13 protein-coding genes and 2 pseudogenes are annotated in these 15,545 nt (G+C 65.2%); 5 read left to right on the top strand and 10 right to left on the bottom strand.

All coding sequences use genetic code 11. From position 1 onward, the window contains the following. Positions 1 to 94 precede the first annotated feature (94 nt). Positions 95 to 2,170 (top strand): N-acetylmuramoyl-L-alanine amidase, encoded by a 2,076-nt coding sequence (locus CZ338_RS05720; RefSeq protein WP_235839468.1) that lies wholly within the window; start codon positions 95 to 97, stop codon positions 2,168 to 2,170. On the opposite strand, the gene glpK is transcribed toward CZ338_RS05720, so the two are convergent. The 4 genes from glpK to serS are packed head-to-tail and all read right to left on the bottom strand — an operon-like array spanning position 2,171 to position 6,738. Continuing rightward, positions 2,171 to 3,691, bottom strand: coding sequence for a glycerol kinase GlpK (glpK, locus tag CZ338_RS05715; protein ID WP_087117337.1), 1,521 nt, complete (start codon positions 3,689 to 3,691; stop codon positions 2,171 to 2,173). Between the two features lie 22 nt (positions 3,692 to 3,713). Next, positions 3,714 to 4,535 carry an HAD family hydrolase gene (locus tag CZ338_RS05710; protein ID WP_087117336.1) on the bottom strand — a complete coding sequence of 274 codons (822 nt, stop codon included), beginning with the start codon at positions 4,533 to 4,535 and terminating at the stop codon, positions 3,714 to 3,716. Between the two features lie 57 nt (positions 4,536 to 4,592). After that, positions 4,593 to 5,468, bottom strand: a complete 876-nt coding sequence (locus tag CZ338_RS05705; RefSeq protein WP_087117335.1) for a lysophospholipid acyltransferase family protein — start codon at positions 5,466 to 5,468, stop codon at positions 4,593 to 4,595. 7 nt (positions 5,469 to 5,475) lie between these two features. After that, positions 5,476 to 6,738 (bottom strand): serine--tRNA ligase, encoded by a 1,263-nt coding sequence (gene serS, locus CZ338_RS05700; protein WP_087117334.1) that lies wholly within the window; start codon positions 6,736 to 6,738, stop codon positions 5,476 to 5,478. Between the two features lie 60 nt (positions 6,739 to 6,798). On the opposite strand from serS, the gene CZ338_RS05695 reads away from it, so the two are divergent. Both CZ338_RS05695 and CZ338_RS05690 read left to right on the top strand, forming a co-directional pair. Next, positions 6,799 to 7,863 (top strand): septum formation family protein, encoded by a 1,065-nt coding sequence (locus tag CZ338_RS05695; protein WP_087117561.1) that lies wholly within the window; start codon positions 6,799 to 6,801, stop codon positions 7,861 to 7,863. Between the two features lie 22 nt (positions 7,864 to 7,885). Beyond that, positions 7,886 to 8,233: a metallopeptidase family protein gene (locus CZ338_RS05690; protein ID WP_087117333.1), complete on the top strand. Its 348-nt coding sequence runs from the start codon at positions 7,886 to 7,888 to the stop codon at positions 8,231 to 8,233. 12 nt (positions 8,234 to 8,245) lie between these two features. On the opposite strand, the gene CZ338_RS05685 is transcribed toward CZ338_RS05690, so the two are convergent. From CZ338_RS05685 to pheA, 3 genes and pseudogenes are all read right to left on the bottom strand, one after another. Next, positions 8,246 to 8,875 (bottom strand): histidine phosphatase family protein, encoded by a 630-nt coding sequence (locus CZ338_RS05685; protein WP_087117332.1) that lies wholly within the window; start codon positions 8,873 to 8,875, stop codon positions 8,246 to 8,248. Further along, positions 8,869 to 9,294, bottom strand: a pseudogene (locus CZ338_RS11405) (ACT domain-containing protein); the annotation flags it as partial. The pseudogene CZ338_RS11405 and the gene CZ338_RS05685, both read right to left, overlap by 7 nt. Positions 9,295 to 9,297: 3 nt before the next feature. Further along, positions 9,298 to 10,014 (bottom strand): annotated as a pseudogene (pheA, locus tag CZ338_RS11400) (prephenate dehydratase); the annotation flags it as partial. A 24-nt stretch (positions 10,015 to 10,038) separates the two neighbouring features. On the opposite strand from pheA, the gene CZ338_RS05670 reads away from it, so the two are divergent. Together CZ338_RS05670 and CZ338_RS05665 are read left to right on the top strand one after the other, a co-directional pair. Next, positions 10,039 to 10,749, top strand: a complete 711-nt coding sequence (locus CZ338_RS05670) for a CPBP family intramembrane glutamic endopeptidase (protein ID WP_087117331.1) — start codon at positions 10,039 to 10,041, stop codon at positions 10,747 to 10,749. A gap of 232 nt (positions 10,750 to 10,981) precedes the next feature. Next, positions 10,982 to 12,355 (top strand): LCP family protein, encoded by a 1,374-nt coding sequence (locus tag CZ338_RS05665; protein WP_087117330.1) that lies wholly within the window; start codon positions 10,982 to 10,984, stop codon positions 12,353 to 12,355. Here the strand turns inward: CZ338_RS05665 and CZ338_RS05660 are convergent. From CZ338_RS05660 to CZ338_RS05650, 3 genes are read right to left on the bottom strand one after another with little or no spacing between them, the layout of a single operon-like run. After that, positions 12,352 to 13,737, bottom strand: a complete 1,386-nt coding sequence (locus tag CZ338_RS05660; protein ID WP_087117329.1) for an amino acid permease — start codon at positions 13,735 to 13,737, stop codon at positions 12,352 to 12,354. The two genes, CZ338_RS05665 and CZ338_RS05660, sit on opposite strands and share 4 nt — an antisense overlap. A gap of 29 nt (positions 13,738 to 13,766) precedes the next feature. Further along, the gene (locus CZ338_RS05655) at positions 13,767 to 14,678 is read right to left on the bottom strand and encodes a DUF5926 family protein (protein ID WP_087117328.1); all 912 of its coding nucleotides are present in this window, start codon (positions 14,676 to 14,678) and stop codon (positions 13,767 to 13,769) included. A 24-nt stretch (positions 14,679 to 14,702) separates the two neighbouring features. Next, the gene (locus CZ338_RS05650) at positions 14,703 to 15,482 is read right to left on the bottom strand and encodes a glycerophosphodiester phosphodiesterase family protein (protein WP_087117327.1); all 780 of its coding nucleotides are present in this window, start codon (positions 15,480 to 15,482) and stop codon (positions 14,703 to 14,705) included. Between the last annotated feature and the right edge of the window lie 63 nt (positions 15,483 to 15,545).

The raw sequence follows: 15,545 nt of genomic DNA, 5'->3' as shown, positions 1-15,545 counted from the left end.
CACGCCACGAAATCACATTGACAACAGATGCAACATTCGTACCTTAAACTCTAGATTAGTCACAGCTGTCACTATTTACTCAGGAGCGATCACCGTGAAACAACGACGTCGGCTGAATCCGTCTTCTGGCAGGAAGACACCGGTCCTCGCGGCCGTCACCTCCGTCGCGCTCGTCACCGCAGGCGCCTTCGGCGGCAACGAGATCCTCAAGACCCAAGACGTGGGCGGCGGCGACGTGCATGTCACCAGCAGCTCCGCATCCTTCGGCGACGGGGAGAACGTCGTCGTGGAGGACGCCGCCATCGCTACGCAGGGCGAAGGCGACCAGCCCCGCACCGTCAAGGAGTTCACCCGCGACGAGGAATTCTCCATCTTCGGCCTCACGTGGACAGGCGAGCGCGACATCGCAGCCTACGTCCGCGCCCAGCGTGCCGACGGCTCGTGGTCCGAGTGGTACCACATGCAGCCAGAAGCTGGCCCGCAGGGATCCGAGATCCAGGGCACCGAGCCGATCTACGTGGAGCCGACCACAAAGATTCAGGTCTCTACCGCTAACGTCGACCTCGGCGAGACCGACCTCGACTTGGCCGAGACCGTGACCGACCAGGACGAGATCCCCGCCGTGCCGGACGAGACTCTCCCCAGCCCGGACATCGTTGACCTGCCGGAACTTCCGGACCCGGGTGCGCCGTCGGCACTCGGCGACCTGCCCCGCGCGCTGCCGTCGAACCTGGGCGACATTGCGCCGGTAGCGGACGTCGACGAGCTGCCGGAAGAGGAAGCACCCGCTGAAGCAGCCCCCGTGACCAAAGCCGAGGACCTTGAGGCCGTGTTCATCGACGGCGGCGAGGGCACAGTCGACGGTGCAATCGCCCCGGCGCAGTCCAACGCCAACGGCATGCCGCGTGTGATTTCACGTTCGTCGTGGGGTGCCGGCCGCAGCAGCTCGCCGTACTACACCGAGCCGGTGAAGGCCGCAACGGTGCACCACACTGCGGGCTCCAACAACTACACGGCCGCACAGGCGCCAGGTGTGGTCCGCGGAATCTGGGAGTACCACGCCATCACCCGCGGCTGGGGCGACATCGGCTACAACGCGTTGGTGGACAAGTACGGCAACATCTACGAAGGTCGCGCGGGCGGCCTGGACCGCGCCGTCCAGGGTGCCCACGTGGGCGGCTTCAACTCCCACACCTTCGGCATCTCCATGATGGGCGACTACAGCACGGCCGCTCCGTCCCAGCAGGCGCTCAAGGCCATGGGCGAGATGATCGGGTGGAAGGCCGCCGTGTCCAATTTCGACCCGACGGGCAGCTCCTATTTGGCCGCCGACTTCAACTTCGGTGGCTCGAAGTTCCGGGCGGGCCAGGGCAAGACGTTCCCGAACATCAACGCCCACCGCGACTTCCACTACAACGACTGCCCGGGTGACAACCTGTACGCCCAGATGGGCACCATCCGCAGCTACGCCAAGACCAAGTACAACGAGATCAAGAGTGGCAAGACGTCGGCATGGAAGCCGGCTGCGCCGAAACCGCAGGGCCAGTCCGCAACGCCGCCGCAGCAGTCTGGCACCTCCGGGACCGTCGCTAACGCCGACGGCACCAACACCACGTTCAATAATTTGGTCAACACGTCCAGCCAGATCTCCTTTGAGAAACTGCTCTCCGGTGACCCCGCGGCGATCGCAGCAGCAGCCGGCTCCGCTGCCGGCGCACTGCTCATGGTCGCAGCCGCGAGGGACATGATCCCGTCGCAGGTGGCTAATATCGCCAACCTCGAAATTCTGCCTGGTCTGACGGTCAGTGAAGCGCGCCCATTGGTCGGCCAGGCAGTCAACATGGTCGGCAACGAGGACGCGAAGGCCGCGTGGGCGCAGCTCGAGCCGACGCTGGGCAAGCTCGAGGGCGTGCTGCAGGGTGTCGGAGGCGACCAGTACGCGTTCTTTGAGAAGGGCATCGCCATCCTCACCGGTCAGGGCGACGAAATCCTGATGCCGGAGCAGATCGCCGATGCGTGGCTCAAGCAGGGCTTGGATTTGGGTCCGCTCGGACGCCCGGTCAAGAGCGACGAAGCGGCAAACAACGGCGACGTGCGCATCGACTTCGAGCGCGGTTCCATCACGTACGAGGCGAGTACTGGGAACTTGGACGTGAACGTCGATAAGTAATTAGGCGAGATCGAGGGAGCGCGCAACCGCTTCCTCCCACCGCGCGATGAGCCGGTCCCTGTCGGGGCCGGCCATTTCGCTTTTCCAGCCTGTTTCTCCGCCCAAGCTCAGCGGCTCATCGGCCAGGCCCGCGCCCACGCAGGCAGCACTGGCCGCGCCCATCACGGTGGTCTCCATATTGTCGGGGCGGACCACCGCAGCCCCGAGGGTGTCGGCTTGCATCTGCATGAGCAGGTCGTTACCGGTCATGCCGCCGTCCACACGCAGACTGTCCACGGTGATCCCGGAATCCGCCTCCATGGCGCGCACGACCTCCACCGTTTGCAGGCAGGTCGCTTCCAACGCCGCGCGGGCGATGTGGCGGCGGTCGGTGAAGCGTGTGATGCCGGTGATCACGCCGCGGGCATCCGGGCGCCACCGTGGCGCGAATAAACCCGAGAATGCCGGGACGATGACCACACCGGCGGAGTCTTCCACCTGGGCGGCGAGCTCTTCCGACTCCGCGGCGGATGTCAGGATGCCCAGCTGGTCGCGCAGCCACTGGATCAGCGAGCCGCCGACCGCGACCGAGCCTTCGAGGGCGTACACGGGAGGCTTACCCGCGTGCTGGTACGCGACGGTGGTGAGCAGACCGTGCTCGGAGAACTGCGCCTCCTCACCGGTGTTGAGCAGCATGAACAGGCCGGTGCCGTAGGTCATCTTCGCTTCGCCCTCGCGCAGACAGCCTTGGCCGAAGAGCGCGGCCTGCTGGTCACCGAGCACACCCGTGATCGGCACATCGCGGTTGCCCTTCTTGCGGCGCATCGCGCCGAAAGACCCGAAGCTGGGGCGAATTTCCGGAAGGATGGCACGAGGAACACCGATCTCCTCGCACAAGTCGTCGTCCCAGTCCAACGTCTCCAAATTCATCAGCAGCGTGCGCGATGCGTTGGTCACGTCGGTGACATGTTGGACCCGGCTGCGGGTGGTGAACAGGTCGAACACGCCGCTCTTCCTCCCGCTCTGCGCGCCGCCGGTGAGGTTCCAGATCAACCAGGTGTCCACGGTGCCGGCGAGCAGCTCACCCTTCTCCGCACGCTCGCGGGCTCCCTCGACGTTATCCAGGATCCACGCCCACTTCGGCCCGGCCGGGTACGAGTTGGCCAGCAGACCGGTGGTGCGCATGTAGCGGTCTTTCGGTGCTCCTTCCGGACCGAAGTCCTCGGTGCGGGTGTCTTGCCACACAATCGCGTTGTAGATGGGACGGCCAGTCTTTTTGTCCCAGATCACGGCTGTTTCGCGCTGATTGGTCAGGCCAACGGCGTCGACGTCTTCGAGCTCCAAGTCGGCGTCCACAAGCGCCTCGGAAAGGGCGCGGCGGGTGTTGCGCCACAATTGTCTTGGATCGTGCTCCACCCAGCCCTCGCGCGGCATGATCTGGTCGTGTTCGAACTGCGCAGTGCCCACAACCTCACCGTCGTGGGTGGTGATGTAGCAGCGGGTCGAGGTCGTTCCCTGGTCGATGGCGGCGATGAACGGCATGGGGGCTATTAAACCCTACGGACTAGAACCATTGCTCGATGACGCGGGCGACACCGAAGTCGTCGTTCGACGTGGTGGTCACATCCGCGGCGTCGTGCACAATCGGTGCGGAATCCGCCATGGCCACGCCCATTCCGGCCCAGGAGAGCATCTCAATGTCGTTGGGCATGTCGCCGAACGCGACTATCTGCGACGGGTCAATGCGCAGGTCAGCGGCGATACGGGAGACGCCCGCAGCCTTATTTATGCCGGGTGCGCTGAATTCCAGCAGCCCGTCGTTCATCGAATACGTCACGTGGGCGCGCTCGGGGTCGATGGCGGGCGCGACGACGTCGAAAAGCTCCGCCGAGGTCATTGCATTGTGGCGCACGAGAATTTTCGCGGCCGGTACGGACACAAGCTCGTCCACGTCCACAACGCCGTAACCGATATCCCACAGGTCCGTGCTGTAGCCGGGGGTAATCAGGAAGCATTCATCTTCCGGGTCGAAGGCGGAATCACCCACGCGCTCCACGCCGAACCCGAAATTGCCGCGGCCCTGCAGCGCGTCCGATGCCGCTTGGGCGATCTCCCCGAGCGTTTCCGGGTCGAGCTCGTTGCGGTGCAGCACCTCGTCGCGCGACGGATCGTAGACCACGGCGCCGTTCGCGCACACGCACATTGGGGTGAACGGCAGCTGGTCCAGCACCGGCGCGAGCCAACGGTGGGGCCGCCCGGTGGCCAGCGCGACTGTGGTCCCAGCGCGGACTGCGCGCGCGAGGGCGTCACGCAGACGCGGGCTCACCCGGCCGTTACTGTCCAGCAACGTGCCGTCGATATCGCTGACAATGAGCTTCGGCGCCATGTCCCCTACCTCCCGTTTTCTAGTTCGGCGTACTGCGCGCGGGCGCTAGAAAGCAGCTTATCGACGGCCCCTTTCAGCCTCCCCGTCACCTTCCGCTTCTTTGGCTTTCTGCTTCTTCGCCTGCTTCTCGGCGCGCTCGCGGGCCAGGATCTCCGTGGCCTCCTCGAGCGTCGGCGCGGAACCGCCAAGCGATGCCGGCATCCAGTCCAACCCCTGCGGGAAGGGGCCGAAGCGCTCGGCGTATTCTTCGCGGTTGCGTTCCAGCAGCTCCTGCATGGCGGCTTTCACGCGCTCGGTGTCGCGCTCGGCGTCGCCAGTGGTGGTGACGGGTTCGCCGTAAGACACGATGATCGGGGTGCGCGAGCGCCCAAGGTTCTTCTTCAACCCCTTGGTCAGGATGCGCTGGGACCCCCAGATCACCGTCGGGATCATGGGCACGCCGGCCTCGTCGGCGATGCGCGCCGCACCGGACTTGAACTCCGACAGCTCGAAGGAGCGGGAGATGGTGGACTCCGGGAAAATTCCCACGAAGCCACCGCTGCGCAGCCACTTCACTGCCTCAGTGATCGATGCGGCGCCGGCCGCCCGGTCCACCGGCACATGTTTCATGCCGTGCATGAGCGAACCCACAACTTTCATGTCGAAGACCTCTTTCTTCGCCATGAACCGCACCAGGCGGTTGCCACGGAGGTGCGGCCCGATTCCAGCGATGATGAAGTCGTAGTAGCCGGTGTGGTTGATCACGAACAGCGCGCCGTCTTCTGTCGGCACATTCTCCGCGCCGTGGACGTAGAACTGCAGGCCCTGGGCCTGCATGATCTTCTTGAAGCCCCCGATGATCCCCTGGTAGAACCGCTCTTTCGATTCCACCGGGTGGGGTTTCGGGCGCTCGAAATCGTCGGGGACGTTGAACAGGCGGTGGATGCGGCGCATGGTGTTTCTACCCCTTCTCCGGTGTCAGGACATCTTTGCCCACCCACGGGCGCAGAGCTTCGGGGACGACCACGGAGCCGTCCGGGCGCTGGTTGTTCTCCAGGATGGCCACGAGCCAGCGGGTGGTGGCCAGGGTGCCGTTGAGCGTGGCCACGGTCTGGGTCTTGCCGTCGGCGTCGCGGTAGCGGGTGCCCAAGCGGCGGCCCTGGAAGGTCGTGCAGTTCGAGGTCGAGGTCAGCTCACGGTAGGTGTCCTGCGACGGGACCCATGCCTCGGTATCGAATTTGCGGGCGGCGGAGGACCCGAGGTCACCCGCCGCGACGTCGATAATGCGGTAAGGCACCTCGACGGCGGCGAGCATCTCGCGCTCGAGTCCCAGCAGCTTCTGGTGCATTTCTTCAGCGTCTTCCGGCTTGCAGTACGCGAACATCTCCAGTTTGTCGAACTGGTGGACGCGCAAAATGCCCTTCGTGTCCTTGCCGTAAGAGCCAGCCTCGCGGCGGAAGCAGGAGGACCAGCCCGCGTAGAGCAGCGGGCCGTCGGACAAGTCGATGATCTCGTCTTTGTGGTAGCCGGCAAGAGCCACCTCGGAGGTGCCCACGAGGTACATGTCGTCGCGCTCGAGGTAGTAAATCTCCTCGTCGTGCGCATCGAGGAAGCCCGTGCCAGCCATGATCTCCGGGCGCACCAGCACCGGCGGAACCATGACCTTGAAGCCGACCTCGCGCGCTTTCTGCGCGGCCAGCATGAGCATGCCCAGTTGCAGCCACGCGCCGTCGCCCACAAGGTAGTAGAAGCGTGCGCCGCCGACCTTCGTGCCGCGCTTCATGTCGATGATGCCCAGCGCCTCACCGAGATCCAGGTGGTCCTTCACCTCGAAATCGAATTCAGGCACCTCGCCCACATGCTCGAGCACGACGAAGTCTTCCTCGCCGCCGGCCGGGGCACCTTCCACGATGTTGGCAATACGGTATTGCAGCTTTTCGACGTCCTCTTCCGCCGCCTTCTGCGCCTCCTCCGCCGCCTTGACCTTCTCCTTCAGTTCGTTCGAACCCTCCAGGAGTGCGGGGCGGTCCTCGGGAGCGGCCTGGCCGATCTTCTTGCCAAAGGCCTTCTGCTCACCGCGCAACTCATCCGCCTTCTGGATGCTGGCGCGGCGCTCTTCGTCGGCGGCCAAGAGCTGGTCCACCAGCTCCGGGTCTTCACCGCGGGCCTGCTGCGAGGCGCGGGCAACGTCAGGGTTTTCACGCAGAAACTTCAGATCGATCACGGGTACTAACCCTACCCCGTGGGATTAACCTGTGGCCCTACATAAGGCATGATGGACACCATGGCTGCACAGAAATCCTCTCTGAGCACATCCGGTCTGCGCACCATCTTGGTGGCGACCTTGGCAGGTGCTCTCGGCGTGGGCACCTACGCCACCGCGTCGGACTACTCCAATGACGATCAGGCGGATGCCGACGCCGCCCGTCCCACCGCTCACAGCGCCGCGGATGCCTCGGAGGAGCCCACCCCGACATTCACTGCTGCCGACCGCGGCACGTGCCTGACGTGGGATGTGGGCGCGGATGGCGCCGTCACCGGTTTCACTGAGACAGACTGCGCAGGCGAGCACCGCTTTGAGGTCTCCTCCCGGGAGGATCTGAACACCTACCCCACCGCAGAGTTCGGCCCGAATTCCGAGGCCCCGAACCCGACGCGGCAGGCGCAGTTGCGGGAGGAGCTGTGCCAGACAGCTTCCATCCGCTACCTCAACGGCCGCTACGACCCGGCTGGCCGGTACTCCATCGCCCCGATCCTGCCTCCGGCCGAGGCATGGGAACGCGGCGACCGCACCATGCTGTGCGGACTACAGGAGACTGACAGCGAGGGCACCCCGATCCTCACCACCGGCCACGCCGCCGACCAGGACCAGGCCCGCGTCGCCGAGCCCGGCACCTGCGAAGTCACCGACGAAGCGAAGAATGTTCAGTACGTCGACTGCTCCGAGCCGCACCACATCGAGGTGACATCTGTCGTCGACCTCGCACCGGTGTTCGCGGACCGCACCCCGTCGCCGGAGGACCAGGACAAGCACCTTGGCGGGGTATGCGCCAAGGCTGCTGAGGACTACCTGGGCAACGAGGAAAATCTGTACCAGTCCACCCTGCAGGTCTACTGGGGCACCATTTCCACCCAGGCGTGGGACGGTGGCAGCCGCTCCGTCAACTGCGGGCTGGTCGCTCCGAAGGACGGCCGGTTCGCAACCATTACGGGCACAGCAAAAGACGGCCGCGAGGCACTGAAAGTCGACGGACAGACCCCGAAGGCACCGCCGGAGCGCCGCCCGCTGCGCGAAGAGCAGAAGAAGCAGCAGGCGGCTCAGAGCGCAGCACCCGCTCCGCAGCAGTGATGGACCTGGTGATGAATCTGGTATGAACCCAGTCAGCGACGAGCTCTTTGAGAGCATGATCAACGATGCCCTCGACGAGATCCCCGAGGACTTCGCCCGCAACATGACCAACATGGTCGTGCTCGCGCGGCCCTACAACGAGGACAACCCGGAACTCCTGGGCTTATTCGAGGGAGTGCCGCTTACGGAGCAGCACTCAAACCACACGGGGTACCTGCCCGATGCGGTGTTCATCTACAAGGACGCACTCGAAGCGATCTGCGCGGATGAGGAAGAGTTGCGTCACGAGGTCAAGGTGACCGTCTTCCACGAAGTCGGCCACTACTTCGGGCTCGAGGAGCACGAGCTCCACCACTTGGGCTGGGGCTAGCGCGAACCGCTCCTAGCCCGGCAATTCGTAGTCGGCCCAGCGGACAACGCGCCACTGCCCGAAATCCTCCACCGGATCACCGGTCGGGCCCGCGGTCGGGTCGAGCACCACGTACTGGCAGTTCGGCAGGTAGCTCATCTCGGCGAAGACGGGATCGACCTCGCAGGCATTCGCTGAAAAGGCGCGGATCGCGCCGCCGTGGGACACAGCCACAGTCGTCCCGCCCTGAGCGGCGTACGGGAGCAAACCGCCCTTGTAGCGGGAAAGGAAGAGGTCGAGGGTATCGCCGCCGTCGATAAGCGCCTCGAGCTTGCGGCGGTAGAAATCGCGGAACGCGGTCAAGTAGGCCTCGTGCGCCTCCCGCGAATTGTGCATTTCCCAGCGACCGGCGTGGACCTCCTGAATGCCCTCAACAGCGGGAATGTCGCCGAAGCGCTCACTAAAGGCGATCTGCGCTGTCTGCTTCGCTCGGGTGGCCTGGGAAGAAATGACACGGTCGACATCATAGGTGGCCAGGATCTCCTCACCGGCAGCTTTCGCCTGCTCGCGGCCAAGTTCCGTCAGCTCGGCGCCGGGCAAGAGAGTGTCCAGCTTGTGGTCCACATTCGAGGTGGTCTGGCCGTGGCGCAGCAAGATCAGCATGATGCTCCTCCTCGGGCCGCGCGGACCCACTCTTCGGCTTGTTCGAGGCGCTCCGGGTCGACCACGCGCTCGTCCCCGCCACCGTCACCGCTGTCGAACCGCGGCCACGACCCGAGGAACGCGATCGTGGTGGTGCGCAGCCACAGGGAACGCAGTGCTTCGGCGACCGGAACGTCGTCGATGTGGCCGACGAGGTCGACGTAGAAGTTGTACGTGTGGGCGGTCTCCCGCGTCGGGCGCGACTCGATGCGGGTGAGGTCCACACCGCGGTACGCGAATTCCTGCAGGGCACCAACGAGCGTGCCCGGCTCATTGGGCAGCTGGAACACCACAGACGTCCGGTCGTTGCCGGTGCGCTGTGTGGGCACGCCGGACGGCCCTGCCAGCACAAAGCGCGTGCGGGCCTCGCTCATGTCCGCNTTGTACGTGTGGGCGGTCTCCCGCGTCGGGCGCGACTCGATGCGGGTGAGGTCCACACCGCGGTACGCGAATTCCTGCAGGGCACCAACGAGCGTGCCCGGCTCATTGGGCAGCTGGAACACCACAGACGTCCGGTCGTTGCCGGTGCGCTGTGTGGGCACGCCGGACGGCCCTGCCAGCACAAAGCGCGTGCGGGCCTCGCTCAGGTCCGCGATGCCCTCCGCGTGCACCTCGAGTCCGAACAGGTCCGCGGCCCGGCGCGGGGCTGCCGCCACATCCGCCTCGCCGTCCGCCACAGCTTGTGCGGCGGCGGCATTAGAGGAGGCCGCGGCGAACGGCACGCCGGGGAGGTTCTCCTCCAGCCAGTGGCGTACTTGGCGGTGGGCGACAGGATGCGTGGAGAAGCGCTGCGCGTCACTCAACGGGAAACCCTGTCGGGTCATGATGGCGAAGCTGATGGGCAGCTCCACCTCCCGGTAGATCATCACCCCGCCGCCTTCCACAAACGCGTCGGACGTGCTGGTCACCGAACCGTCCACGGAGTTCTCTATCGCCACCACGGCATAGTCTGCGTGCCCCTGACGCACCGCGTTCAGCGCGGCGGACGGGGATTCGACGGGCAGCGGCAAGATCTCGCCCGGAATGTGGTCGCGGAACAACCACAACGCTTCCTCAGTGAACGTCCCGGCAGGGCCCAGATACGCGACGGTCGTGCTCATGGTCCCCCAGCCTACAGTTGACCCATGACCACCGACCGGCGTCGCCTTTCCATCGAAGTCGCACTCGTCCTCACCATCACATTCGGCATGTCCGGCGTGCGCGCAGGGCTCAAGCTTATCGACGCCGCCTTGTCCCCCACCCCCCTCAACCGCCAGCGCACCGTGCTTAACGACGCCGCCTCGTCCCTCTCCTGGCTCGACATCGCCTTGCAGCTCGCATCGGCCGCGACGCTCATGGCATGGGGCGGTCTGGCGCTGTTTCTGCTCGGTTCCAGCCTGTCCCGCCCCCGCTGGCGCGACTGGGCCTGGGGCGCCGGATTAGCCGCGCTCATCGGCATACCCGGGCTGGTGCTCTACGTCGTGTCGCTGCAGCTCGGCTTGACCAAGGAGGTCATCCCCGCCACCGACGCCGCAAAAGTGCCGCTACTGCTTGTCTGGTCCGCCGCCAACGCCTTCGCCGAAGAGATCGTCGTAGTGATGTGGCTGGTCACTCGCCTGAAACAGCTTCGCATCCCGGTGTGGGGTGCCATCGCCGCCTCCGCCGTCCTGCGCGGAACGTACCACCTCTACCAGGGCTTTTCCGCCGGCCTGGGCAATATCGTCATGGGCATTGTCTTCGCCTACTTCTACCACCGCACCGGGAAAGTGTGGCCGCTCATCCTCGCCCACTTCCTCATCGACGCTGTCGCCTACCTGGGCTACCTCTTCCTCGACCTGAGCTGGCTGGGGTTGTAGCGCGGGTGCCCCGCCGCCGTCCCCGTCCCAGTCTCTTCCCCCGCTTCACCTGCCCATGCGGCCATCCCCCCCCGCTTCACCTGCCCATGCGGCCATCCCCGCCCCGCTTCACCACGATGGCCATGCCAGCCACACGAACCACCGAGCCGGGTCGGCAAGTGCCCCCAAAGGCCCCGTATGTGACAGCCGTAAAATACTGTGACTCCTGATGCTGGCGTTTAAGATGAATGCCATGCCGACAACCCCGCACTCCAACGACCCCAGGGACAACCCCGGGGAATTTCTCGTGGGCAAAGACGGGAAGCCGTTGATCGACCGGTACGGCCGCCCGATCCAGAAGCGATCTGCAAGTGGACCTCAGAGGCCGGCACCGCAACGGCCACAACCGCAGCCTCAGTCGCCACATGCTTCCCGCCGGGACGACCGCCCGGTCCGGGAGACGCTGCGTCCCCGGCAGCCTCTGCAGCGGGAGACCTACTACGAACCACGTCGCACCCCGTCGCCGGAGCGCCGCGTGACACCACATGACCCTGATCGACCTCAGCGGCCGCAACGCCCCCAGAGGCCGCAGCAACAGCAACGCCCGCGGCAGGTCCTGCCGAGTCGCGAGGACCGCTGGGAGCCCCAGCTAGAGCTGTCGCCGCAACGGCGAATCCACCCGGCGCAGCCCGCAACACAACCGCGTGGCCAACGGCAGCTCCCTAAACTGCCGCGCCCCCGCGCGGGATGCATCCCCACACTGTTGTCGCTGCTGCTCGTCCTCGTCATCGCGGGAACGTTGCTTGCAGATGCCCGACTGACCCGCGTCGACGCCTTCCCCGATGCCCCGGTCGCTAACACAGCCGGCACGAACTGGCTCATCGTCGGGTCCGACTCGCGTGAGGGGCTGAGCGAAAAGGACGTGGAGCGGTTGGGCACCGGCGGCGACATCGGCACCGGCCGCACCGACACCATCATGCTCATGCACATCCCCAACGGGGGCAAGGCGACACTGGTATCCATTCCGCGGGACTCGTACGTGGAGATCCCCGGATACGGCATGGACAAGATCAACGCCGCATTCGCATTCGGCGGGCCGAAACTGCTGGCAGAGACGGTGGAGAACTCCACGAATCTGCGCATCGACCACTATGCGGAGATCGGCATGGGCGGCTTGGCGGGCATCACCGACGCTGTCGGCGGCGTGGAGCTGTGCCCTGCTGAAGCGATCGACGACCCCCTCGCCCAGCTGAATGTCCAGCCCGGCTGCCAAAAAATGGACGGTCCCACGGCACTCGGCTACGTGCGTACCCGCGCCACGGCCATGGGCGACCTGGACCGCGTCCAGCGCCAACGTGAGTTCGTCGGTGCGCTGATGAAGCGCGCGCTGTCCCCGGCAGTGCTGCTGAACCCGTTCCGTCTCATCCCGCTGGTGCTTCGAGGCAGCAGCATGTTCATCGTCGGCGAGGGCGACCACGTGTGGCACCTAGCCCGGATGGCGCTCGCGCTGCGCGGCGGAACGAACACGGAGACCGTCCCCATTGGAAGCTTCATCGATGCCGACGTGGGCAGCGTCCTCGTTTGGGACGACGTTGCGGCAGAACAGCTTTTCGCGCGGCTGCGCTAATCGACGCCCACGGCGACCGGCTCCTCCTGAAGCTTGTGGCGCCCTGTGATGTAGTACAGGGCCACAACGATGACGCTGAAGGCGAGCCCCACGAAGAATGCGCCCCGGAACTCCGGCAGCCAGAGCATGATGCCGAAGGTGAAGAGGATGAAGAAGATGGCGAAGTACTGACCGAACGGATAAAGAGGCACCTTGTAGTCCAGTGCGGCAACCTGCTCCGGAGTCATCGCCCGGCGCGAAGCCAGGTGGGCCAGGAGGATCATCAGCCACACGAAGATGGTGGCGAAGGTGGCCAGGGACGCGATGATCTCGAAGATGCGTTCCGGCATGAGGGTGTTGGCGACGACACCGACGACAAGGACGATCAGCAGGATCACAGTGGTCATCACCGGCACGTCGCGGACCGTGCGGGCCATGATCTGCGGAGCAAGTCGCTGCTTGGCCAGGCCAGTGAGGACGCGACCAGCACCGAAGAGGTCGGCGTTGATAGCTGAGAGTGCGGCGGTGATTACCACGAAGTTCAGCAGGCCAGCAGCCCAGTTCACCCCGAGGGTGGAGAAGATTTGGACGAACGGAGATTCTTCGCCGGTGATAGTGCGCCACGGGTTGATCATCAAGATGACCAGGATGGACAGCACGTAGAACAGCAGGATGCGCACCGGGACGGTGTTCACGGCCTTCGGCACCGCCGTCTTCGGGTCGGTGGCCTCACTGCCAGCCACACCGATGATCTCGGTGCCGCCGAAGGCGAAGAGCACGAGGATGAAAGACGCGACCATTCCGCCGATGCCGTTGGGGAAGAAGCCGCCGTCGTTGACCAAGTTCACGGGGCCGGTGGTCTCAGCGGTGGAGAGACCGAAGACGAGAACCGCCGCACCGGCGACGATCATGGCGATCACGGCGCCGACTTTGATCACGGTGAACCAGAATTCCAGTTCACCGAAGGCTTTCGCGCTGGCCACGTTGGCGGCGCCGACGATGAGCAGAGCGGCCACGATCCACACCCACCGGGAGACGTCGGGGAACCAGAACCCCATGTAGATGCCGATGGCGGTGAGGTCCGCAAGAGCCACGATGACCATTTCGAAGGCGAACATCCAGCCAGTCAGATAACCTGCGGCGCCGCCTAGGTACGCGCGGGTGTACTCGGCGAAAGAGCCTCTGACCGGGTGATGGACGGACATCTCGCCGAGGGCGCGGAGCAGGAAGTACACCACCGCGCCACCGATGAGATAGACCAGCAGAACCGACGGACCAGCCGCCTGGATCGCGCCGGCGGACCCATAGAACAGTCCGGTGCCGATCGCGGAGCCGAGTGCGATGAAATTCAGGTGGCGCGTGCTCAGACCGCCGCGGGAAGACTGGGACGTCTCGGATGCCATGACCCTAACCCCTATTTGTTTGTGTTGTTTTAGATGGTTACCTGACGCGACTTGATGTTCTCCAGCTGCTTGCGCTCGTCAGCGCTCAACTGTGCATCGTTGTCGTACTCGACGGCGATCGCCTCGTTGACCTTGGCCAGTGCGTCGCCGTAGATGTCGGCGGCGACAGACGGGTCGAGGTCGAAGACCGGGACGACCAGGCCGTGGGTGCGGAATGTGCCGGCGAACTTGGTGCCTTCGCCCAGGTTCAGATCGCCGCGGGCGGCGATGCGCGCCAGGGCGTCGAGAAGCTTGCGCTCGTCATCCTCCGGGCGGACCCAGCGGATGTGGGCCTTGCCGCCGCCCGGGTTGACCCACCAGATGGAGCCGGGGAGGTCGGTGTCGATCTCGGTGGACGGCAGCACAGCGTCGTTGGCGCGCGCCAGCGCCTGCTGCACCTGCGGGTTGCCGGCGGCGGAGTCGGTGAACCACCAGTTGAAGTCGTCGTGGGCGGTGATGTCCAGTTCAGCCGATTCGCTGATAAGCGTGTTCAAGTCCGGCTGAGTGCCGTCCGCTGCCGTGGAGTTCAACGTCGCACCCGGCTCCGCCTCGAGCACCCAGTTGAGCGCGTAGGCGAGGTCGCGGTTCGGGTTCTGGGAGTGGGACTGCACCTGAAGGGCCACGAAGCGCTCGCCGCCGTCCTCCTCCGGGCGGCGCAGAGCGGCGCCGGCACCGGGAAGAACAGTAACGATGTTGACCTCGGTGCCCTTCACATCCACCTTCGCCACAGCGGAGGGGACGAATTCCTGCAGCGCCACCAGGTCCGTTTCAGCGGCGAGACCCTTGTAGGGGCGCGGATCCTTCTGCAGTGCTTCGCGCTCGGCGGCACGTGCAGCCAGCTTCGCCTGGCGGCGGCTCATACCCTCGGGCAGATCTTCCTTCTTGCGGTTCTTCTTGGCCATATCGACCAATTTACCGGGGTCAGGTCAGTTCACAGTGCCTGGGGTGCGGAAAGTCTCCACGGCTACCTGGGGGTGGTCGGTGGCGAAGACATCGACCCCGTTGTCGCGGCACCAGCGCATATGGTCCGGCTCATTCACGGTCCACGTGTACGTCTTCAATCCGCGGTAGCCCAGGAGTTTCGGCTTGCCGCGCAGGTGGGCGAGCGCCGGGCCGACACCGTAGGGGCGCGACAGCATCGTGTTTGTGGGGTTCCACTTCTTCTCGCGCAGGCGAAACAGGTAGAACGTCTCGAGCTCAGGCGCGACGTGAGTGAAATAGCGCATCGCTGAGTGGGAGAAGGAGATGAGGTGGACGCGCGGGTCTTCCTTCATTCCGCGGTACCAGAGGGTGCGCACGGTCTGCTCGTCCACTTCCGGGCCGAAGCGGGTGGGGTGCTTCGTCTCAATGTAGATGTGCTTGTCGGGGTAGTCCTGCAGGAGGTCCAACAGTTCGTCGAGAAGCAGAAGCTGCTGCGGGTCGTCTTGGGTGCCGTAATTGAATTGGCGGAGGTCCGCGAAGTCCATCTTGGCAATGCGCCCCGCGCCGTTGGAGGTGCGGTTGATCAGCGCGTCGTGGTGAACGACAAGGCGGCCGTCGCGCGTGAGGCGCACGTCGCACTCGATGCCGTGCACGCCGTCCAGCTTGAGTGCCTCCTCGAATGCCCGGAGCGTGGATTCCGGGTGGAGCCCCGATGCGCCGCGGTGGGCGACAATGAGCGGATGGGTGCTGGGTGCCGAAATCTGGGCGGAGGTGACGATGGTCATGCCTGCGGAATCTCCCCGAAAAGCGCGTGCAACTTGCCACCCGACCATAGGCGCGCGCATGTG

This window comes from Corynebacterium urinipleomorphum (assembly GCF_900155535.1).
GTDB lineage: Bacteria > Actinomycetota > Actinomycetes > Mycobacteriales > Mycobacteriaceae > Corynebacterium > Corynebacterium urinipleomorphum.
Note: the sequence above shows the minus strand (reverse complement) of the source record. Positions and strands in the feature narration are given on the sequence as shown.

What these genes read in the sequence shown, in the direction of transcription:
- CZ338_RS05710 (WP_087117336.1), bottom strand. Translation starts at nt 4,535, where the DNA reads ATGGCGCCGAAGCTCATTGTCAGCGATATCGACGGCACGTTGCTGGAC.
- glpK (WP_087117337.1), bottom strand. Translation starts at nt 3,691, where the DNA reads ATGCCGTTCATCGCCGCCATCGACCAGGGAACGACCTCGACCCGCTGC.
- CZ338_RS05705 (WP_087117335.1), bottom strand. Translation starts at nt 5,468, where the DNA reads ATGCGCCGCATCCACCGCCTGTTCAACGTCCCCGACGATTTCGAGCGC.
- CZ338_RS05685 (WP_087117332.1), bottom strand. Translation starts at nt 8,875, where the DNA reads ATGCTGATCTTGCTGCGCCACGGCCAGACCACCTCGAATGTGGACCAC.
- CZ338_RS05650 (WP_087117327.1), bottom strand. Translation starts at nt 15,482, where the DNA reads ATGACCATCGTCACCTCCGCCCAGATTTCGGCACCCAGCACCCATCCG.
- CZ338_RS05670 (WP_087117331.1), top strand. Translation starts at nt 10,039, where the DNA reads ATGACCACCGACCGGCGTCGCCTTTCCATCGAAGTCGCACTCGTCCTC.
- CZ338_RS05665 (WP_087117330.1), top strand. Translation starts at nt 10,982, where the DNA reads ATGCCGACAACCCCGCACTCCAACGACCCCAGGGACAACCCCGGGGAA.
- CZ338_RS05655 (WP_087117328.1), bottom strand. Translation starts at nt 14,678, where the DNA reads ATGGCCAAGAAGAACCGCAAGAAGGAAGATCTGCCCGAGGGTATGAGC.
- CZ338_RS05690 (WP_087117333.1), top strand. Translation starts at nt 7,886, where the DNA reads ATGAACCCAGTCAGCGACGAGCTCTTTGAGAGCATGATCAACGATGCC.
- CZ338_RS05695 (WP_087117561.1), top strand. Translation starts at nt 6,799, where the DNA reads ATGGCTGCACAGAAATCCTCTCTGAGCACATCCGGTCTGCGCACCATC.
- CZ338_RS05660 (WP_087117329.1), bottom strand. Translation starts at nt 13,737, where the DNA reads ATGGCATCCGAGACGTCCCAGTCTTCCCGCGGCGGTCTGAGCACGCGC.